The sequence below is a fragment of the Mycoplana rhizolycopersici genome (assembly GCF_013378445.1).
GTDB lineage: Bacteria > Pseudomonadota > Alphaproteobacteria > Rhizobiales > Rhizobiaceae > Mycoplana > Mycoplana rhizolycopersici.
Genome location: NZ_JABXYK010000001.1, coordinates 144,736 through 165,367, shown reverse-complemented (window position 1 = coordinate 165,367; position 20,632 = coordinate 144,736). Strand labels below are relative to the sequence as shown.

At 64.1% G+C, this 20,632-nt stretch carries 17 protein-coding genes; 15 read left to right on the top strand and 2 right to left on the bottom strand.

Going from position 1 to position 20,632, the window contains the following annotated elements; genetic code table 11:
* The first annotated feature begins 152 nt into the window (after positions 1-152).
* From HV823_RS00785 to lpdA, 7 genes are all read left to right on the top strand, one after another.
* Complete coding sequence (locus HV823_RS00785; RefSeq protein WP_176947844.1) at positions 153-3,149, top strand: 2-oxoglutarate dehydrogenase E1 component; 2,997 nt, start codon at positions 153-155, stop codon at positions 3,147-3,149.
* Positions 3,150-3,250: 101 nt separating this feature from the next.
* Positions 3,251-4,489 (top strand): 2-oxoglutarate dehydrogenase complex dihydrolipoyllysine-residue succinyltransferase, encoded by a 1,239-nt coding sequence (gene odhB / locus HV823_RS00780; RefSeq protein ID WP_176947843.1) that lies wholly within the window; start codon positions 3,251-3,253, stop codon positions 4,487-4,489.
* Positions 4,490-4,501: 12 nt separating this feature from the next.
* Entirely contained in the window at positions 4,502-4,915 is a 414-nt protein-coding gene (locus tag HV823_RS00775) for an MAPEG family protein (RefSeq protein WP_176947842.1), read from the top strand.
* Between the two features lie 43 nt (positions 4,916-4,958).
* Positions 4,959-5,600: a LysE family translocator gene (locus HV823_RS00770; RefSeq protein ID WP_176947841.1), complete on the top strand. Its 642-nt coding sequence runs from the start codon at positions 4,959-4,961 to the stop codon at positions 5,598-5,600.
* Between the two features lie 3 nt (positions 5,601-5,603).
* Complete coding sequence (locus HV823_RS00765) at positions 5,604-6,113, top strand: hypothetical protein (protein WP_176947840.1); 510 nt, start codon at positions 5,604-5,606, stop codon at positions 6,111-6,113.
* On the top strand, positions 6,110-6,865 hold the full coding sequence (locus HV823_RS00760) for an SDR family oxidoreductase (protein ID WP_176947839.1): 756 nt from the start codon (positions 6,110-6,112) through the stop codon (positions 6,863-6,865). The genes HV823_RS00765 and HV823_RS00760 overlap by 4 nt, the downstream gene beginning before the upstream one ends.
* Before the next feature lie 25 nt (positions 6,866-6,890).
* The gene (gene lpdA, locus HV823_RS00755) at positions 6,891-8,297 is read left to right on the top strand and encodes a dihydrolipoyl dehydrogenase (RefSeq protein WP_176947838.1); all 1,407 of its coding nucleotides are present in this window, start codon (positions 6,891-6,893) and stop codon (positions 8,295-8,297) included.
* Between the two features lie 272 nt (positions 8,298-8,569).
* Here lpdA and HV823_RS00750 read toward each other — a convergent pair whose 3' ends face one another.
* Together HV823_RS00750 and HV823_RS00745 are read right to left on the bottom strand one after the other, a co-directional pair.
* Positions 8,570-9,652 (bottom strand): TraB/GumN family protein, encoded by a 1,083-nt coding sequence (locus HV823_RS00750; RefSeq protein WP_176947837.1) that lies wholly within the window; start codon positions 9,650-9,652, stop codon positions 8,570-8,572.
* Between the two features lie 133 nt (positions 9,653-9,785).
* Positions 9,786-10,721: a tyrosine-type recombinase/integrase gene (locus HV823_RS00745; RefSeq protein WP_176947836.1), complete on the bottom strand. Its 936-nt coding sequence runs from the start codon at positions 10,719-10,721 to the stop codon at positions 9,786-9,788.
* A 137-nt stretch (positions 10,722-10,858) separates the two neighbouring features.
* On the opposite strand from HV823_RS00745, the gene HV823_RS00740 reads away from it, so the two are divergent.
* From HV823_RS00740 to atpD, 8 genes are all read left to right on the top strand, one after another.
* A complete protein-coding gene (locus HV823_RS00740) occupies positions 10,859-11,761 on the top strand; it encodes a GNAT family N-acetyltransferase (protein ID WP_176947835.1) in 903 nt (300 codons plus the stop codon).
* 54 nt (positions 11,762-11,815) lie between these two features.
* Positions 11,816-12,952, top strand: a complete 1,137-nt coding sequence (locus HV823_RS00735; protein ID WP_176947834.1) for an AAA family ATPase — start codon at positions 11,816-11,818, stop codon at positions 12,950-12,952.
* A 61-nt stretch (positions 12,953-13,013) separates the two neighbouring features.
* Entirely contained in the window at positions 13,014-15,218 is a 2,205-nt protein-coding gene (locus HV823_RS00730) for a primosomal protein N' (protein WP_176947833.1), read from the top strand.
* A 201-nt stretch (positions 15,219-15,419) separates the two neighbouring features.
* Positions 15,420-15,803 carry an AGROH133_08824 family phage infection protein gene (locus tag HV823_RS00725; RefSeq protein WP_176947832.1) on the top strand — a complete coding sequence of 128 codons (384 nt, stop codon included), beginning with the start codon at positions 15,420-15,422 and terminating at the stop codon, positions 15,801-15,803.
* Between the two features lie 263 nt (positions 15,804-16,066).
* Positions 16,067-16,633 carry a F0F1 ATP synthase subunit delta gene (locus tag HV823_RS00720; protein ID WP_176947831.1) on the top strand — a complete coding sequence of 189 codons (567 nt, stop codon included), beginning with the start codon at positions 16,067-16,069 and terminating at the stop codon, positions 16,631-16,633.
* Positions 16,633-18,162, top strand: coding sequence for a F0F1 ATP synthase subunit alpha (atpA, locus tag HV823_RS00715; RefSeq protein ID WP_176947830.1), 1,530 nt, complete (start codon positions 16,633-16,635; stop codon positions 18,160-18,162). Before HV823_RS00720 ends, atpA begins: the two co-directional genes overlap by 1 nt.
* A 28-nt stretch (positions 18,163-18,190) precedes the next feature.
* Positions 18,191-19,063: a F0F1 ATP synthase subunit gamma gene (locus HV823_RS00710; RefSeq protein ID WP_176947829.1), complete on the top strand. Its 873-nt coding sequence runs from the start codon at positions 18,191-18,193 to the stop codon at positions 19,061-19,063.
* Positions 19,064-19,089: 26 nt separating this feature from the next.
* Positions 19,090-20,610, top strand: a complete 1,521-nt coding sequence (gene atpD, locus HV823_RS00705) for a F0F1 ATP synthase subunit beta (protein WP_176947828.1) — start codon at positions 19,090-19,092, stop codon at positions 20,608-20,610.
* The last annotated feature ends 22 nt before the right edge of the window (positions 20,611-20,632 follow it).

The window sequence follows — 20,632 nt, the reverse complement described above, 5'->3', positions numbered from 1 at the left end:
CTGACAACTTTGGCGGCCGGTACGATGCCGGCCGCCTGTTCTTCCCATCGCCTGGGGCCGTCGAGGACGGGAGCCCGGGCGGGCGTTTCTCCCGGACGCTTTCCCCGGGGTGGATTACAGTCAGGAGGCGGGCGCGGCGCCCGCGAGCGACCATGGCAAGACAAGACGCCAACGAACAGTTTCAGGTGACGTCGTTCCTCGACGGTGCCAATGCGGCATACATCGAACAGCTTTATGCGCGCTTCGAACAGGATCCCTCCTCGGTAGCTCCCGAGTGGCAGGGTTTCTTCAAGGCGCTCGACGACAGTCCGGCCGATGTCCTCAAGGCGGCCCAGGGCGCGTCGTGGAAGAAGAAGAACTGGCCGATCGCCGCGAATGGCGAGCTCGTATCCGCACTGGATGGCGACTGGGGCACGGTCGAGAAGGTCGTCGAGAAGAAGATCAAGGCAAAGGCCGAGGAAACCGCCGTTGCGACGGGCGTTCCGGTCAATGCCAGCGACGTCCAGCAGGCGAGCCGCGACAGCGTCCGCGCCATCATGATGATCCGCGCCTACCGCATGCGCGGCCACCTGCATGCCAAGCTCGACCCGCTCGGCCTTGCCGATCCGGTGGAGGATTATGACGAGCTGTCGCCGAAGTCCTACGGCTTCACGGAAGCCGACTACAGCCGGCCGATCTTCCTCGACAACGTGCTCGGCCTCGAATACGCGACCATTCCGCAGATGCTCGAAATTCTCGAGCGCACCTATTGTTCGACGCTCGGCGTCGAGTTCATGCACATCTCCGATCCGGAGATCAAGGCGTGGATCCAGGAGCGCATCGAAGGCCCCGACAAGGGCGTCGACTTCACGCCCGAGGGCAAGAAGGCGATCCTGCAGAAGCTGATCGAATCCGAAGGCTTTGAGCAGTTCATCGACGTCAAGTACAAGGGCACCAAGCGGTTCGGCCTCGACGGCGGTGAAGCGCTAATCCCGGCGCTGGAGCAGATCATCAAGCGCGGCGGCCAGGAAGGCCTGAAGGAAATCGTTCTCGGCATGGCCCATCGCGGCCGCCTGAACGTGCTTTCGCAGGTCATGGCGAAGCCGCACCGGGCGATATTCCACGAATTCAAGGGCGGCTCCTACGCCCCTGACGACGTCGAAGGCTCGGGCGACGTGAAATACCACCTCGGCGCCTCTTCCGACCGCGAGTTCGACAACAACAAGGTGCACCTGTCGCTGACGGCGAACCCGTCGCACCTGGAGATCGTCAACCCGGTCGTCATGGGCAAGGCCCGCGCCAAGCAGGACCAGATGGCGACGGTCTTCGAAGGTGACATCATTCCCTTGCGCGAACGCGCCAAGGTGATGCCGCTCCTGATCCATGGCGACGCGGCCTTTGCCGGCCAGGGCGTCATCGCGGAGATCCTCGGCCTTTCCGGCCTGCGCGGCTACCGCGTTGCCGGTACGATGCACGTCATCATCAACAACCAGATCGGCTTCACCACCAATCCGGCTTTCTCGCGTTCGTCGCCCTATCCGTCCGACGTCGCCAAGATGATCGAGGCGCCGATCTTCCACGTCAACGGCGACGATCCGGAAGCGGTCGTCTATGCCGCCAAGATCGCCACCGAATACCGGATGAAGTTCCACAAGCCGGTCGTGATCGACATGTTCTGCTACCGCCGCTTCGGCCACAATGAAGGCGACGAGCCGGCGTTCACGCAGCCGAAGATGTACAAGGCGATCCGCGCCCACAAGACGGTCGTGCAGCTCTACGGCCAGCGGCTGATCGAGGAAGGCCTGATCACCGAGGGTGAATTCGAGAAGATGAAGGCCGACTGGCGCGCCAGGCTCGAACAGGAGTTCGATGCCGGCCAGTCCTACAAGCCGAACAAGGCCGATTGGCTGGATGGCGTGTGGTCGGGCCTGCGCACCGCCGACAATGCCGACGAGCAGCGTCGCGGCAAGACATCGGTGCCGATGAAGCAGTTGAAGGAAATCGGGCGCAAGCTTTCGACCATTCCGGAAGGCTTCAAGGCACACCGCACGATCCAGCGCTTCATGGACAACCGTGCGCAGATGATCGAATCCGGCGAAGGGCTCGACTGGGCGATGGCCGAGGCGCTTGCCTTCGGGTCGCTGGCCGTCGAGGGCACGAAGATCCGCTTGTCGGGCCAGGACTGCGAGCGCGGCACGTTCTCGCAGCGCCACTCGGTCCTCTACGACCAGGAGACCGAAGACCGCTATATCCCGCTGGCGAACCTGTCGCCGACCCAGGCGCGCTACGAGGTCATCAACTCGATGCTCTCCGAAGAAGCCGTGCTCGGCTACGAATACGGCTATTCGCTGGCGCGCCCGAACGCGCTGACGCTGTGGGAAGCCCAGTTCGGCGACTTCGCCAACGGTGCACAGGTGGTGTTTGACCAGTTCATCTCGTCGGGCGAACGCAAGTGGCTGCGCATGTCTGGTCTCGTCTGCCTACTGCCGCACGGCTACGAAGGCCAGGGTCCGGAACACTCCTCCGCCCGCCTCGAGCGCTTCCTGCAGCTTTGCGCGGAAGACAACATGCAGGTCGCCTATTGCACGACGCCGGCTAACTACTTCCATGCCCTGCGCCGGCAGATCAAGCGCGACTTCCGCAAGCCGCTGATCCTGATGACGCCAAAGTCGCTGCTGCGCCACAAGCGCGCGGTCTCGAGCCTGTCGGAGCTAGCCGGCGAAAGCTCGTTCCACCGCCTGCTGTGGGACGACGCGGAAGTCATCAAGGACGGGCCGATCAAGCTGCAGAAGGATGCCAAGATCCGACGCGTGGTCATGTGCTCTGGCAAGGTCTACTACGACTTGCTCGAAGAGCGCGAGAAGCGCGGCATCGACGACATCTACCTGCTGCGTCTCGAGCAGCTCTATCCGTTCCCGGCCAAGGCGCTCATCAACGAGCTGTCGCGCTTCCGTCATGCGGAAATGGTCTGGTGCCAGGAAGAGCCGAAGAACATGGGTGCATGGTCGTTCATCGATCCGTACCTGGAATGGGTGCTCGCCCATATCGACGCCAAGCATCAGCGTGTTCGCTACACCGGTCGTCCGGCAGCCGCGTCGCCGGCAACGGGCCTGATGTCCAAGCACCTTGCACAGCTGGCCGCGTTCCTTGAGGATGCGCTCGGCGGTTAACGGGAGGTGGGCGCTATGGCATGGTTCCCCATCAGGGAAGTGCCACCGCGCCCCGCTTCCCGCAACAGAATTCAACCATTCAACATTTCAGGACTAGAACAATGGCTACTGAAATCCGCGTTCCGACCCTCGGCGAATCCGTCAGCGAAGCGACCGTCGGCACCTGGTTCAAGAAGGTCGGCGACGTCGTCAAGGCGGACGAGCCGCTCGTCGAACTGGAAACTGACAAGGTGACGGTCGAGGTGCCGGCACCGGCTTCGGGCGTGCTGTCTGAAATCGTCGCGCCGAACGGCGAGACCGTCGGCCTCGGCGCCCTGCTCGGCCAGATCGCGGAAGGCGCAGCTGCCGGTGCCGCCGCGCCGGCCGCAAAGGCCGCCGAACCTGTGCCTGCAGCAGCTCCCGCTGTTGCGCCGGCTGCAGCACCTGCAGCTGCCGCATCCTCCATGCCGCCGGCACCGGCCGCAGCCAAGATGCTGGCAGAGAACAATCTGTCCGCAGAGCAGGTGGACGGCTCGGGCAAGCGCGGCCAGGTGTTGAAGGGCGACGTGATCGCCGCTGTCGCCAAGGGCATCTCCGCTCCGGCAGCGCCCGCAGCACCGATCCAGATCCAGGCCCGCGCGCCGTCGTCGGAAGCCGATGCGCCGCGCGAGGAACGCGTGAAGATGACGCGCCTGCGCCAGACGATCGCCAAGCGCCTGAAGGATGCGCAGAACACGGCTGCCATGCTGACCACCTACAACGAGGTGGACATGAAGGCCGTCATGGACCTGCGCGCGAAGTACAAGGACATCTTCGAGAAGAAGCACGGCGTGAAGCTCGGCTTCATGGGCTTCTTCACCAAGGCCGTGACGCACGCGCTGAAGGAACTGCCGGCCGTCAACGCCGAGATCGACGGCACCGACATCATCTACAAGAACTACTGCCACATCGGCATGGCTGTCGGCACCGACAAGGGCCTCGTGGTCCCGGTCATCCGCGACGCCGACCAGATGTCGATCGCCCAGATCGAGAAGGAACTCGGCCGCCTCGCCAAGGCCGCCCGCGACGGTTCGCTGTCGATGGCCGACATGCAGGGCGGCACGTTCACGATCACGAACGGCGGCGTCTACGGCTCGCTGATGTCCTCGCCGATCCTGAACGCACCGCAGTCCGGCATCCTCGGCATGCACAAGATCCAGGAGCGTCCGGTCGCCATCGGCGGCCAGGTTGTCATCCGGCCGATGATGTACCTCGCACTTTCCTACGATCACCGGATCGTCGACGGCAAGGAAGCCGTGACCTTCCTCGTGCGCGTCAAGGAAAGCCTGGAGGATCCGGAACGCCTCGTTCTGGACCTTTAAGGACGGGCAAAGATGGACGCAGCAGCGCTTGCCGCTTCGCCTTTCATCACGCTGGTGGCGTGGAGCGCGGCGCTGCTCGTCTTCCAGGTAATGCTGCAGGGGGCGCTGAGCACGAGCGATCGCGGGCAGGCCTGGAATGCCGGTCCGCGGGACGGCGAAGCCAAGCCGCTTGGCCGGCTTGCCGGACGGGCGGAACGGGCCTCGGCCAACCTGCGGGAGAGCTATCCCGCCTTCGTCGGCCTCGCGCTCTGCCTTGCCCTTGCCGGCGATCCGACCGGCTGGGGCTATCGTGGCGCGCTGCTCTGGTTCGCCTGCCGGCTTCTCTACATTCCACTGTATCTCGCGGGCGTCGCCTACGTCCGCTCGCTGATCTGGCTCGGCTCACTTGCCGGGCTTTTCATGATGTTCGCTGCAATTCTGTTGTGATCGACGCGCCGCGTCCGCGGGCTGGACGCACCGGAGACCTGAGATGCACACATATCTGATCGAACTCGCCTCGCTGATGGCGATCTTTGCCTTTGCCATCGTTTCGCCCGGTGCCGACCTTGCGATGGTCATACGCCAGTCGATCATGCACGGCAGACGGTCGGCGGTCATCACCTCCTTCGGGATCGGTGCCTCGCTTATGGTGCATGTGACCTACACGATCCTGGGGCTCGGCCTGATCATCTCCCAGTCGATCTACCTCTTCAACATCGTCAAATGGTGCGGCGTCGCCTATCTCGTCTATATCGGTGTCAAGGCGCTGAAGGCAGGAAGGGCGGAAATCGATGCGCCCGCCGCCGGCGCACCCGCAGGCGGCCGGCGCCAGTCGGCAGCCCGCGCCTTCGGGCTCGGTTTCATGGCCAATGCGCTCAATCCCAAGGCGGTGTTCTTCTTCCTGTCGATCTTCTCGACGGTCGTCAGCGTGCACACGCCGATGACGATCAAGTTCGGATACGGATTGGTGATGGCGACGTGCCTGATCGCCTGGTTCGTCGGCGTCTCGCTGTTCATGACGACGCCGACAATGCGCGCTGCCTTCTCGCGCGCCAGCCAGTGGATCAATCGTGCCAGCGGCGTGGTGTTCATCGCGCTCGGCATCAAGCTTGCGACCGAGCGGGCTGTCTGACCGATGCGCGTTCTCGCTTCCCTTCTCCTGGCATCGACTGTTTCGGCTGCCTGTGCATCTGCCGCGCTTGCCGCGGAGTGCCGGCAGGCGCAGGCGGTCTATACGGACAGGGACGGGGCCTATGAACTTTCCTTCGAACCGGTCGGATCGGAAGCCGCGGTCGTCAGCCACCACTTCAAGATCCGGCAGGTTAAGGGCGACCTTCTCCTCAATGGGCACATCATGACCGGCGACGAAGTGGCGCGCTCCAACGCCATGGTCATGCACAATTGCCCGACGGGAGACGTGACCGGCGAAGAGATCGCCGCCTGCACGGTCTGGGAGGGCGTGATGTATCCGGTGGCGCCGGATGGGGCGATCGGCGAGCTGGTGCCGGAGGAGGGGGCGAAAGCCGCCCCTGCACTGCTGCTTGCCGGCTTCGGCCCGGCACTGCGTTATTCCGGCGCCTGGGAAGAGAAGAAGCTGACTGACGTTCCCTGGGATCTCCTGACCTTCAAGGAGTGTGCGAAATGACGACCTTGCATCCCGTCCTTCTCGTCACCGGCGGAAGCCGTGGCATAGGGGCCAGCGTCTGCCGGTTGGCGGCAGCCGCCGGCTGGCAGGTCGCGGTGAACTACGCCGCGAACGCTGCGGCCGCCGAGGCGGTGGTCGACGATATCCGCAGCGCCGGCGGCTCGGCAGTTGCGATCGAGGGCGACGTCGGGACGGAGGCGGGGCTCGCCTCGATCTTCTCCGCGCTGGATGCGACGTTTTCCAGGCTCGACGGTCTGGTGAACAATGCTGGCATCGTCGGTCATCCGGCGCGCGTCGACGAGATCTCGGTCGAGCGGCTGGACCGGATGTTCGCAGTCAACGTCATCGGATCGATCCGCTGCGCCCAGGAGGCGGTGCGACGCATGTCCACGCGCCACGGCGGCCGCGGCGGGGCGATCGTCAACATCTCGTCGATGGCGGCGATACTCGGTTCGGCCGGGCAATATGTCGACTATGCGGCCACCAAGGGCGCGATCGAAAGCTTCACGACCGGCCTTGCACGCGAGGTCGCAGCCGAAGGCATCCGCGTCAATCTGGTGCGTCCCGGTATCATCGACACCGACATTCACGCCTCCGGCGGTTTGCCGGAGCGCGCCCGCGACATGGCGCCGGCGATCCCGATGCAGCGGCCGGGCTCGCCCGACGAAGTTGCGCAATCTGTTCTCTATCTACTCTCCGACGCGGCATCCTATGTGACGGGTGCCGCCCTCAACGTCAGCGGCGGCAGATAGTCGTCCCGCACAGGAAGGATAATTCATGGCATATGATCTCGTTGTTATCGGTTCCGGCCCCGGCGGCTATGTTTGCGCCGTCAAGGCGGCGCAGCTCGGCCTGAAGGTCGCTGTCGTCGAGAAGCGCGCGACCTATGGCGGGACCTGCCTCAACGTCGGTTGCATCCCCTCCAAGGCGCTGCTGCATGCTTCCGAAATGTACAGCCACGCCGCCCACGGCATGGACGCACTCGGTGTCGAGGGGCTGACGCCGAAGCTGAACCTCGAAAAGATGATGGGCCACAAGGACGCGACGGTGAAGTCGAATGTCGATGGCGTCGCCTTCCTGTTCAAGAAGAACAAGATCGACGGCATCGTGGGCACCGGCAAGGTGCTCGGGGCCGGCAAGGTCGCCGTCACCAGCGACAAGGGCGAGGAGCAGGTGCTCGAGACCAAGGCGATCGTGATCGCCACCGGCTCCGACGTCGCCGGCATTCCGGGCGTCAAGGTCGATATCGACGAGAAGGTTGTCGTCTCCTCCACCGGCGCGATCGCGCTCGACAAGGTGCCCGAGAATCTGATCGTTGTCGGCGGCGGTGTCATCGGCCTGGAGCTCGGCTCGGTCTGGATGCGCCTCGGCGCCAAGGTCACGGTCGTCGAATACCTCGACACGATTCTCGGCGGCATGGACGGCGAAGTCTCCAAGCAGTTCCAGCGCATGCTGGCTAAGCAGGGCATGGATATCCGCGTCGGTGCCAAGGTGACGGCGGTCGAGAAGACCAAGACCGGCGCCAACGTGACCTTCGAACCGGTGAAGGGTGGTGAGGCGACGACGCTGGATGCCGATATCGTGCTGGTCGCGACCGGACGCCGGCCCTACACCGATGGCCTGGGTCTCGCCGAGGCCGGCGTGGCGCTCGACAATCGCGGCCGCGTCGAGATCGACGGCCATTTCCAGACCAATGTGCCGGGCATCTACGCCATCGGCGACGTCGTGCGCGGCCCGATGCTGGCGCACAAGGCCGAGGACGAGGGTGTGGCACTGGCCGAGATCCTCGCCGGCCAGGCCGGCCACGTGAATTACGACGTCATCCCGGGCGTGGTCTACACCCAGCCGGAAGTCGCCTCCGTCGGCAAGACGGAAGAGGAACTGAAGGCTGCGGGCGTTGCCTACAAGGTTGGCAAGTTCCCGTTCTCGGCCAATGGCCGCGCGCGTGCCATGCTCGCCACCGACGGCTTCGTCAAGATTCTGGCGGACAAGGAGACCGACCGCGTGCTCGGCGGCCATATCGTCGGCTTCGGAGCGGGCGAGATGATCCACGAGATCGCCGTGCTGATGGAGTTCGGCGGCTCGTCGGAAGATCTCGGCCGCACCTGCCATGCGCATCCGACGATGTCCGAAGCCGTCAAGGAAGCCGCCCTCGGCGCCTTCTTCAAGCCGATCCACATGTGATCCGTTTCACGGCAGACCCTTCAACGTCCCTTGAAGCCCGGCGCAAGCCCTTGCGCCGGGCTTCATCATTTCTTGCCTGTGCCTTGGCGGCAGTTCGCCTCATTCACTCCGCTGGCCGGATCGCCATCATGGGCCGGACATGCAAGGAGTGCTTCGGTATGGACTTCAACGTATCGTCATCTCTCGTTTCGGCCGACTGGCAAGATCGCTTCGAAGGTGAATTTGCGGCGGGCGGGCTAACGCACGAACGTCCGTCCTGCCTGAACGGGCCGTTACTGGACGCGGCTGACCGTGAAGCCCTCGCCGCGCAGCAGTTCCACCACGCCCTCCTTGCCCGGCAGGTGAAGCGCGCCAACGGCGATGAAGACATTGCCACCGGACAGGATCGGCGCCGCGCGCTCCGCCATGCGATGGTTGCGGTCGATGATGACGCGCTGCTCGAATTCAGCGTAGCCGGCAGCCTCGTCCTCGCCCTCAGGCACGGCTGCACGCATCAGCGGCATGATCATTCCGACGTCGCCGGCGAGGTAAAGCTGGCTCATCGTCTCGATGATGTCTTCCATCGTTTCGCCCAGCTGGACCATCTGGACCAGGCCCGCAAGCTGTGGGGCCAGCGGCAGGCCGTCGAGCGTGCTGATCTGTTCGACGATCGTTTCAAGTCCCTTGAGCGTCTTGCCGTCGGCAATCGCGTCTTTTGCCAGTTTCTGGTCGAGAAAATAGGCGCCGGCCTGCTTGCGCGCCATCTCGCAGGCGGGGAGGGCGACGAAGCTCATGATCAGCCAGGGTTTCATGCGCGAAACGGCAGCCAGCGACATGCCGCGCTTCTTCAGGCCCTCCGCGAGGATGGCCGAATCCTTTTCCCCCAACAGGCCGGTGATCGTGCGTCCGTCCATGAACATCGTCAGGTCCGGGCGGGCGAGCAGCGTCGCGCTGGCCTTTTTCTCGTCGGCGATCTCGTCGGACTCGATGACGACGGTCTCGGCCTCCCGGTAGGCGGACTGGGCTGCCGGCGGCATGGCGAGCACGCGGGGATCGGTGACGTGCATCGTGCCGAGCAGATAGGAGGGGCGCGTCCCGTCCCTTTCGATCTTCCACAGGATTCCGTCGCCGTTCGGCGTCGCCTTCGCTTCTTCGACCAATGTCGCGTAAGCCGCCGGATCGCTTGCCTCCAATTGCGGTAGCAGGCTCTTGCCGCCGCAGACGGGCAGGTCGTTCGCGCTTGCCGGCGAAAGCGACAGGAGAAGGAAGAACATTGCGGCGGCCGCGATCACGTGAAGCGTGGCAACGAGCCAGAGCGTCGTGTCGGCGATGCGGTCTGCTAGGGTGATCCGTTCTAGGGCGGACGAGTGGTTCATGACGCGGCTCCCGGCAATCTACGCAGGAACCTAGCCGTCGAGCCCTCACAATCCCTTAACGGGTGGCTTCCGGATCCACGCGAGCATGCGGCTTTCCACTGCGACACATGTCTGCGGCATTCCGATGACGAAATCAGGCGCGGGGATGGGCCTTGTCGTAGATTTCGAGCAGCCGTGCCGAATCGACGCCGGTATAGACCTGCGTCGTCGACAGGCTCGCATGGCCGAGCAGTTCCTGGATGGTGCGCAGGTCACCGCCGCCCGCCAGCAGGTGCGTTGCGAAGGAATGGCGCAGCGCGTGCGGCGTGGCGCTGTCCGGCAGGCCGAGGGCGCCGCGCATCTTCTGCATCTCCCGCTGGATGATCGCCGCCTGCAGCGGGCCGCCACGGGCGCCGCGAAAGAGCGGTCCGTCTGCCGCAAGGGGATAGGGGCACAGGCGCCGGTAATCCTCGACGCCGCGCCGGGCTGCATCCAGCAGCGGCACGATGCGCGTCTTGCCGCCCTTGCCGGTGATGCGCAGCGCGCTGGGGCTGCCGGCAAAATCGTCCGGCGTCAGCGACAGCGCTTCGGAAATGCGCAGTCCGCAGCCGTAGAGCAAGGTCAGGACGGCGGCGTTGCGGACGCTGATCCACGGCTCGTCGGCGAGTTGGGCGTCGGTGCCGACGACTGAGAGCGCCTGACTGTCCGTCAGTGGTTTCGGCAGGGACTTCGGCTGCTTCGGCGAGCGGATCGCAGCGGCACCTGCGGCGTTTGCCATGCCCTTGCGCTCGAGATGGCGCAGGAAGGAGCGCAGCCCCGCGAGGCCGCGTCCCAGCGTGCGCGCGCCCGCGCCGTCGCGCCGACGGGCAGCGAGAAATCCACGCAGGTCCGCCGGACGGAGGTCGCCGATATCCTTCAGCCGCGCCGGGGATGCGAGGTGCCCGGTCAGGAACGTCAGGAACTGGCGGGTATCGCGCTCATAGGCCTCGAGCGTGTTTTCCGACAGCCGCCGCTCGGCCGCCAGCGTCGAAAGCCACGCCGTGCGCTCCCTCAACAGTGCTTCGTCGGCGATGATGAGCAACTGGTCCACGGTCGCCTCTTTAGTCGGATTCTCAGGCGCGCAATCTAGCGGTTGCCGGGTTAGCGTTTTGTTAACGTTGACTTCGCGCCTGTCACGCTTAGATCATACGAAACTGCGATACGGGGGCTAAATGAACAGGCGGACCCATGGCTAGACGCGATTCGGCAACGGAATTCGCACATCTTGCGGAAACGCTCGCACTCGTTTCCCAGGGGCAGCCGGGCCATATTGTCGATACTCTGATTGCGGAGCGCGGCACCCGCATCGTCAACCATCCGCTATGGCCCGTCGCGCGGCCCATTCTTCACACGGTTCTCAACTATCGCCGCGCGATCGAGTTTGCCGATGCCGTGGCCAACATGCCGGGCTTCCAGGCCTTCGAGTTCCTGAGCGGCGCGCTCGACCTGGATGTCGCCGTCTGCAAGGCGGAACGGATACCGGAGAAGGGCGGCTTCCTGCTCGTCAGCAATCACCCCACCGGCATTGCCGACGGGGTCGCCGTCTTCGACCTTCTGAAGCAGCGCCGCCCGGACATGATGTTCTTTGCTAATCGGGATGCCATCCGCGTCAATCCCCGCTTCGTCGAGATGATCATTCCGGTGGAATGGCGCGAGGAGCACAAGAGCATACTCAAGACGCGCGAGACCCTCCAGATCACCAACCGCGCGATTGCCGAGGGGAAGGCGGCGGTCCTCTTTCCTTCGGGCAGGATTGCTTATTGGGCGGACGGGCGCCTGAACGAGCGGCCGTGGAAGATGTCGGCGGTATCGCTTGCGCGAAAATACGATCTCCCGATCCTTCCCGTCCATATGAAGGCGCGCAATTCGGGTCTGTTCTACTGGCTGGCGAAATGGTCGACGGAACTGCGCGACATGACCGTCTTTCACGAGCTTCTCAACAAGAAGAGCAACCGCTTCGAGTTCACCGTCGGATCGATGATCAGGCCCGAGCAACTCGCGGGCGACCCTGTGGATGTCACCAAGGCACTGGAGCGCCATTGCGTCTTCTCGCTGGCCGACGACGCGGACGCGCGATTTTCCCCGGCCTGAGGCTGCTGCACATTTTCCCTTTTGTCCGGCCGCCGGAATCGCTTAGTTGAAGCGATGATGCTGCGCTCGCTGCTTGCACAGAACTACCGATCGCTGCGGTCGATCCGGATGGATCTCGGCCGGGTGAACCTTTTCGTCGGCGAGAACGGTGCCGGAAAGTCCAATCTCTATCGCTCGCTGCAACTCGTCCAGGCGGCGGCGCGCGGGACGCTCGCCTACGAGATCGCGGCGGAGGGCGGCATGGCCTCGGCGCTATGGTCGGGCAGGCGGCGCAACGAGAAGAATTTTCGTATCAAGCTCGAAGTCGAGGTGATCGACGAGGAACGCGCCGTTACCTTTCGATATCGGGTCGAGGCCGGCCTGAGGCCGCCCATCGATGCGGCAGGCTTTGCGTTCGAGCCGCAGATCAAGGAGGAGGAGCTTTCGATCGAGACCGGGTCGCGGCCAGTGACGATGATGAAGCGGGGTGGCCCGGGCATCATGGTGCGCGGCGCGCAGGGACGAATGGAGGAGTATCCGGAACAGGCGATGACGTCCGAGACGGCGATCGCGCTTCTGGGCGATGCCGGGCACTATCCGGAGATGGGCGCCTTCCGACGTATGATCGACGGCTGGCGGTTCTTCCACGGCTTTCGCACGGATCGCGATTCGGCGCTGCGCCGGCCCTGCCTGGCCGTCACCTCGCCCTTGCTGGACCAGGACGGGGGCAACATGGCCGCCGTATTCGCGACGCTCGTTCATACGCGCGGGGATACGGTCGATCTCGACCGGGCGGTGGCGGACGCTTTCGGAGGTGCAAGGCTTGTCGTGCCCGAGCCCGGCGAGTATGCGGAATTCGGGCTGGTTTTCCCGGATTTTCCGCAACGCGTCTTCCAGCCGCGGGAACTGTCTGATGGACAGATCCGGTTTCTCGGTATTGCCGCAGCGCTGATGTCTTACCGCCAGCCGCCGCTGATCGCGCTCAACGAGCCCGAGGCGAGCCTGCATCCGGACATGCTGAACCCGCTCGCCGAGATGGTCGCGCAGGCGGCGCGTTCCAGCCAGATCTGGCTCGTCACCCACTCTGAGCAACTGGCATCGGCGATCGAAGACCGCTGCGGCACGCGGGCGAAGCGCGTGATTCGTAACGACGGCGCCACCTGGATCGACGGCATGCGCCTGACCGGCGAGATTGCGGAGGACGACGCTTGAGCGCACTCCTTCGCACCTTCGAGCGCATGGGCATCTTGCCGCCCTGCGGAGAGCCGGCGTGATGGAACGCGTGACGGACGATCTGTTCGGCGGGGCGCCGGCGCTGCGGACGGTACCGGTGCTGGTTCCCATGCCGGCGCCGCGACCTTATTCCTATGCGGTGCCGGAAGACATGGCGGTCGAGCCCGGCTCCATCGTGCAGGTGCCGCTCGGATCGCGTCTGGTGGCAGGTGTCGTCTGGGACCGGGAAAGCGACGACAAGGTCGATCCGAAGAAGTTGCGGCCTATCGAGAAGGTGTTCGATTGTCCGCCGCTGACGAAGGAAATGCGGGCGTTCGTCGATTGGGTGTCGGCCTATACGCTGACGCCGCCGGGGCTTGTGGCGCGGATGGCGCTGCGCGCGCCCGCAGCCTTCGACCCGGAGCCGATGGTGGAGGGCTTGCGCTTTACCGGCGTGCGCCCTGAGCGGATCACGCCGGCGCGCGAACGGGTTCTTGCGCTGGCGGAGGAGGGCGTGCCGTGGACGCGCTCCGGTCTTGCCCATGCGGCAGGCACGTCTTCCAGCGTCATCGACGGCCTGACGGCGCAGGGCAGTTTCGAGACCATCTTCCTGCCACCGCCGCCGGTCGTGGCGCTTCCCGATCCGGACTATGCCGCCCCACGGCTGGAGGGGCCGCAGACGGGTGCGGCCGCCGATCTCGTGGAGCAGGTGCGCGCAGACAGCTTCGCCGTGGCGCTGATCGACGGGATCACCGGTTCCGGCAAGACGGAGGTCTACTTCGAGGCCATTGACCAGACGCTGCGGCAGGGGCGGCAGGTGCTGATCCTTTTGCCCGAGATCGCGCTGACGGCGAGCTTCCTCGAGCGCTTCCAGGATCGGTTCGGCGCCAAGCCGGCGGAGTGGCATTCCGACCTCGCGCCGCGCATGCGCGAAAAGGTGTGGCGCCAGGTGGCAACGGGCGAAGTGCGCGTCGTCGCCGGCGCACGATCCGCCCTGTTCCTTCCCTTCGAGGACCTCGGGCTCATCGTCGTGGACGAGGAGCACGACCCGGCCTACAAGCAGGAAGACCGTGTCTTTTACAATGCGCGCGACATGGCTGTCGTCCGCGCCCGCATAGGCAATTTTCCCGTCGTGCTCGTTTCGGCCACGCCTTCGGTGGAAAGCCGGGTCAACGCCGACAACGGCCGCTACCAGGCGCTGCACCTGCCGACGCGGTTCGGCGAAGCCGCGTTGCCGGATCTCCATCTCGTCGACCTGCGCCGCCATCCGCCGCAAAGGGGCGGCTTTCTCTCTCCCGTCATGCTGCGGGCGATCGGCAAAACAGTGGAGAAGGGGGAGCAGGCGCTGCTCTTTTTGAACCGTCGCGGCTATGCGCCGCTGACGTTATGCCGCGTCTGCGGCCATCGGTTCCAGTGCCCGCAATGCTCGAGCTGGCTGGTCGAGCATCGTTTCCGCGGCCAGATCCAGTGCCATCACTGCGGCTACGCCGAGCGCACGCCGGAAGCCTGCCCGGAATGTGGGACATTCGATCATCTGGCGGCCTGCGGCCCCGGTGTCGAACGCATCGCAGAGGAAGTCGAAAGGCATTTCCCGGACGCGCGCACCATTGTCCTGTCCTCGGACCTGATGGGGGTAAAGCGGCTGCGGCTCGAACTGGAGGCTATCGCCAGGGGCGAGGCCGACATCGTCATCGGCACCCAGCTTGTCGCCAAGGGCCACAACTTTCCGCTCATGACGCTGGTCGGGATCGTGGACGCGGACCTTGGCCTTTCGAATGGCGATCCGCGGGCGGCCGAGCGGACATTCCAGCTCCTGTCGCAGGTGACGGGCCGCGCCGGGCGAACCGGGCTCAAGAGCCATGGGCTGATCCAGACCTACCAGCCGCTGCATCCCGTGATGCAGGCCATCGTTTCGGGGGATGCGCGGGACTTTTACGAGCGCGAGATCGGCGAGCGGGAAAAGGCGCTGCTGCCGCCTTTCGGCCGGCTGGCCTCCGTAATCGTCTCCGCCGACAGCCGGGTGGAAGCCGAGACCCATGCACGCGGATTGCGGCAGGCCGCCCCCGGCGTGTCGGGAATCGCCATCCTCGGACCGGCCGAGGCGCCGCTGGCGCTGATTCGCGGGCGGCACCGGTTTCGCCTGCTGGTGCACGGCCAGCGTTCGAGCGACATGCAGGCCTATCTGCGCGCGATGATTGCCAATGGACCGAAGGAAAGAGGATCCATTCTCGTGCAGGTCGACATCGATCCGCAGAGCTTTCTCTGAGGACAAACGTGCGGCGGGGCACTTTGTCGCACTTCGTGACGTGCAACCCACTGGCAAGAAACCGGCGGCGCCGCATTGCACGGTTTGGCTTTCGGAAAGCGATCGTGCAATCGCAGTGCAAAATGAAACGGGGCGGATTCCTTGCCGCCTGCGATTGTGCCATAAGGCGGGGCAATTCAGGGCTTGCGGCGGAGCGCGTCGATGGAATTCTACATTCCGACCGAGACAGGGGAATTTCTTGCCTTCAGCGGCGCCGTCGCTGCACTCCTGCTTGGTCTCGTCGGGCTCTTTGCGCCCCGACTTTCACTGAAATTCAACGGCCTGCAACTGCGCGACGGCAGCACGGAGGGCTGTGCGGCGGCCCGCTCGCTCGGTGGGTTTCATGCGGGACTGGCGCTCTGTGCGATCATGGTCGCGCAGGACTGGACGTATCTGGCCGTCGGTTCGGCCTTCGCGCTTGCCGCGTTCGGGCGCATCCTGTCCATGATGTCGGACGCCTCGTTCGGCTGGAAGGGGCTCCTCCTGCTGCTCGTGCAGTTGCTTCTGGCGATGCTGCCGCTCGCGCATGTTTTCGGTTTCGTTTGACGTTGCATTTCTTCGTTCGTCAGCCGAATCCGAAAGGCCGGTTCCAATTTTGACAAAATTCGGGAGAAGGCTGCTCCACTTATCACGGATTCCTGTGTCTGCCCTTGTTGCGAGTCCGAAGTTCCTATGCTAGACGAACCGCGAATTTCAGAAAGAGCGGGCGTTCTGCCTGGCGAGGACTGAAAATAATCGCAACGAATTCAGGGTGTTGAGTTTACGGGATTCCCGCAAGCTGCTGCTCTGGATGAAAATAAGAGAAGCTTGTGCCCGTGGCAGACACATCCCAGCTTATTTCCGGTGTTGCAGAAAGGTACGCGTCTTCGCTTTTCGAGCTTGCGCTCGAAGCCGGTAGCGTCGACGCGGTGGGTTCCGACCTTGGTCGCTTCCAGGCGATGATCGACGACAGCGAAGACCTGAAGCGCCTGATCCGGAGCCCGGTATTCTCCGCCGAAGAGCAGGCGAAGGCGGTTGCCGCCATCGTCGAGAAGGCAGGTTTCTCCCCTCTCGTTGCAAACTTCCTCAAGGTCGTGGCCTCGAACCGCCGGCTTTTCGCCGTGCCGGGCATGGTCAAGGCCTATCGCGTGATTGCCGCCCGTCATCGTGGCGAGATCACCGCAGAAATCACCTCCGCGCATGCGTTGACCGCGGCGCAGGAGGCCGAATTGAAGGCGGCGCTCAAGGGCGTCACCGGCAAAGACGTGGCGATCGCCGTCACCGTCGACCCGTCCATTCTCGGTGGTCTGATCGTCAAGGTCGGGTCCCGCCAGATCGACACTTCGCTTCGCACCAAACTCTCTACCCTTAAGCTTGCACTGAAAGAGGTCGGCTGATGGATATCCGCGCCGCGGAAATTTCCGCAATTCTCAAAGATCAGATTAAAAACTTCGGCAAAGAGGCGGAAGTCTCGGAAGTCGGCCAGGTGCTCTCCGTCGGTGACGGTATCGCCCGCGTTTACGGCCTCGACAATGTTCAGGCCGGCGAAATGGTGGAGTTCCCCGGTGGTATCCGTGGCATGGCGCTGAACCTGGAAAGCGACAACGTCGGTGTCGTTATCTTCGGTTCGGACCGTGACATCAAGGAAGGCGACACCGTCAAGCGGACCGGCGCCATCGTTGACGTTCCGGTTGGTCCGGAACTGCTCGGCCGCGTCGTTGACGCGCTCGGCAACCCGATCGACGGCAAGGGGCCGATCAATGCCAAGCAGCGCTCGCGCGTTGACATCAAGGCTCCGGGCATCATTCCGCGCAAGTCGGTGCATGAGCCGATGTCGACCGGTCTCAAGGCCATCGACGCCCTGATCCCGGTCGGCCGCGGCCAGCGCGAGCTGGTCATCGGCGATCGCCAGACCGGCAAGACCGCGATCATCCTGGACGCGATCCTGAACCAGAAGGCGATCCACGACAGTGGTCCGGACAGCGAGAAGCTGTACTGCGTCTACGTCGCTATCGGCCAGAAGCGTTCGACGGTTGCCCAGTTCGTGAAGGTTCTCGAAGAGCGTGGCGCTCTTCAGTACTCGATCATCGTTGCTGCAACCGCCTCCGACCCGGCGCCGATGCAGTACCTGGCACCGTTCGCAGGTTGCGCCATGGGCGAATACTTCCGTGACAACGGCAAGCACGCCCTCATCGGCTACGACGACCTTTCCAAGCAGGCCGTCGCCTACCGCCAGATGTCGCTGCTGCTGCGCCGTCCGCCGGGCCGCGAAGCCTATCCGGGCGACGTCTTCTACCTGCATTCGCGCCTGCTCGAGCGCGCTGCAAAGCTCAACGACGAGATGGGCGCTGGCTCGCTGACGGCTCTGCCGGTCATCGAAACCCAGGGCAACGACGTTTCGGCGTTCATCCCGACCAACGTGATCTCGATCACCGATGGCCAGATCTTCCTTGAAACGGACCTGTTCTACCAGGGTATCCGCCCGGCCGTTAACGTCGGTCTGTCGGTTTCCCGCGTGGGCTCTTCCGCCCAGATCAAGGCGATGAAGCAGGTCGCCGGCTCGATCAAGGGTGAGCTTGCGCAGTATCGCGAAATGGCAGCCTTCGCCCAGTTCGGCTCGGACCTCGACGCCGCAACGCAGCGCTTGCTGAACCGTGGTGCACGCCTGACCGAACTCCTGAAGCAGCCGCAGTTCTCGCCGCTGAAGACGGAAGAGCAGGTCGCGGTGATCTTCGCCGGCGTTAACGGCTACCTCGACAAGATCGCCGTTGCCCAGGTCGGCAAGTTTGAGCAGGGCCTGCTTTCGTACATGCGCACGGAAGGCAAGGGCATTCTCGATACCATCCGCACGGAGAAGGCCATCAGCGACGACACCAAGGGCAAGCTCAAGGCTGCTCTTGACGCCTTCGCAAAATCCTTCGCCTGAACGGGTTCCAGTCTAGGACGGATAACGGATGCCTTCACTTAAGGATCTGAAGAACCGGATCGCCTCCGTCAAGGCGACGCAGAAGATCACCAAGGCGATGAAAATGGTCGCCGCGGCGAAGCTTCGGCGTGCGCAGGAGGCGGCCGAGGCCGCCAGGCCCTATTCGCAGCGCATGAGCGCGGTGCTGGCCAATATCGCCCAGGCGGTAGGTCAGGACGACAGCGCGCCGCGACTGATGACGGGCACCGGCAAGGACGACGTGCACCTGCTCGTCGTCTGCACGGCCGAGCGCGGTCTCTGCGGTGGTTTCAACTCGCAGATCGCCCGCCTTGCCCGCGACCATACGCGCAAGCTTCTGGCGAACGGCAAGACGGTCAAGATCATCTGCGTCGGCAAGAAGGGCTTCGACATCCTTCGTCGCGAGTACGCTTCGCTGATCATCGACCGCGTCGACCTGCGTGAGGTCAAGAAGATCGGCTTTGCCAATGCGGACGAGGTCGGCCGCAAGGTGATCGCTCTGTTCGACAAGGGCGAGTTCGACGTCTGCACGTTGTTCTATTCCGAGTTCAAGTCGGTCATCGCGCAGATCCCGACTGCCCAGCAGCTCATTCCGGCCTCGGCCGAAGGGCCGGTCGAGCAGTCCGATGCGATCTACGACTATGAGCCCGATGCGGCCGCCATCCTCGGCGATCTCATCCCGCGCAACATCTCCGTCCAGATCTTCCGGGCCCTGCTCGAGAACGTCGCAGGCGAGATGGGTGCCAAGATGAGCGCCATGGACAATGCGACCCGCAATGCCGGTGAGATGATCAACAAGCTGACGCTCAACTACAACCGCCAGCGTCAGGCTCAGATCACCAAGGAACTCATCGAAATCATCTCGGGCGCTGAAGCGCTCTAAGGACCAGGACAAAGAGGGTAAGAATCATGGCTAAGGCAGCTACCCCGAAAGAAACCGTAGCGGAGAAGAAGCCCGCTGCTCCGCGCAAGACGGCAGCCGCCAAGGCCGCTTCAACCGCAGTCATCGCCAAGGGCGCACAGGGCCGCGTCACGCAGGTCATCGGCGCTGTCGTCGACGTCGCCTTCGAAGGCGAACTGCCGCTCATCCTCAACGCGCTGGAAACCGATAACAACGGCAACCGCCTCGTTCTCGAAGTCGCCCAGCACCTCGGCGAAAACACCGTTCGCACGATCGCGATGGACGCGACCGAAGGTCTCGTCCGCGGTCAGCCGGTCGCCGATACCGGTGCTCCGATCTCCGTTCCGGTCGGCGACGAAACGCTCGGCCGTATCATGAACGTCATCGGCGAGCCGGTCGACGAAGCCGGCCCGCTCGTCACGTCCGCCAAGCGCGCCATCCACCAGGATGCTCCGGCCTATGTCGAGCAGTCCACGGAAGCGCAGATCCTCGTCACCGGCATCAAGGTCGTTGACCTTCTGGCTCCCTACGCAAAGGGCGGCAAGATCGGCCTGTTCGGCGGCGCCGGCGTCGGCAAGACCGTTCTCATCATGGAACTGATCAACAACGTCGCCAAGGCGCACGGCGGTTACTCGGTGTTTGCAGGCGTGGGCGAACGTACCCGCGAAGGCAACGACCTCTACCACGAAATGATCGAGTCCGGCGTTAACAAGCTCGGTGGCGGCGAAGGCTCCAAGGCCGCGCTCGTCTACGGCCAGATGAACGAACCGCCGGGCGCGCGCGCTCGCGTCGCTCTGACCGGCCTGACCATCGCTGAAGACTTCCGCGACAAGGGCCAGGACGTTCTGTTCTTCGTCGACAACATTTTCCGCTTCACCCAGGCTGGTTCGGAAGTGTCGGCTCTGCTCGGCCGTATTCCTTCGGCCGTGGGCTATCAGCCGACGCTTGCGACCGACATGGGCCAGATGCAGGAGCGCATCACCACGACGACCAAGGGTTCGATCACCTCGGTTCAGGCCATCTACGTTCCCGCCGACGACTTGACCGACCCGGCACCGGCCACCTCGTTCGCGCACCTTGACGCAACGACCGTTCTGTCGCGTTCGATCGCCGAAAAGGGCATCTATCCGGCCGTTGACCCGCTCGACTCGACCTCCCGCATGCTCGACCCGATGGTCGTCGGCGAAGACCACTATGAAGTCGCCCGCAAGGTCCAGACGACCCTGCAGCGCTACAAGGCGCTTCAGGACATCATCGCGATCCTGGGCATGGACGAACTGTCGGAAGAAGACAAGCTGGCCGTGGCCCGCGCCCGCAAGATCGAGCGCTTCCTGTCGCAGCCGTTCTTCGTCGCCGAGGTCTTCACCGGCTCGCCGGGCAAGCTCGTGGCTCTCGAAGACACGATCAAGGGCTTCAAGGGCCTCGTCAACGGCGATTATGACCACCTGCCGGAAGCGGCCTTCTACATGGTCGGCTCGATCGACGAAGCCGTCGAGAAGGCCAAGAAGCTGGCTGCCGAAGCCGCTTGATCCGAAATACCGGGCGCCTGCC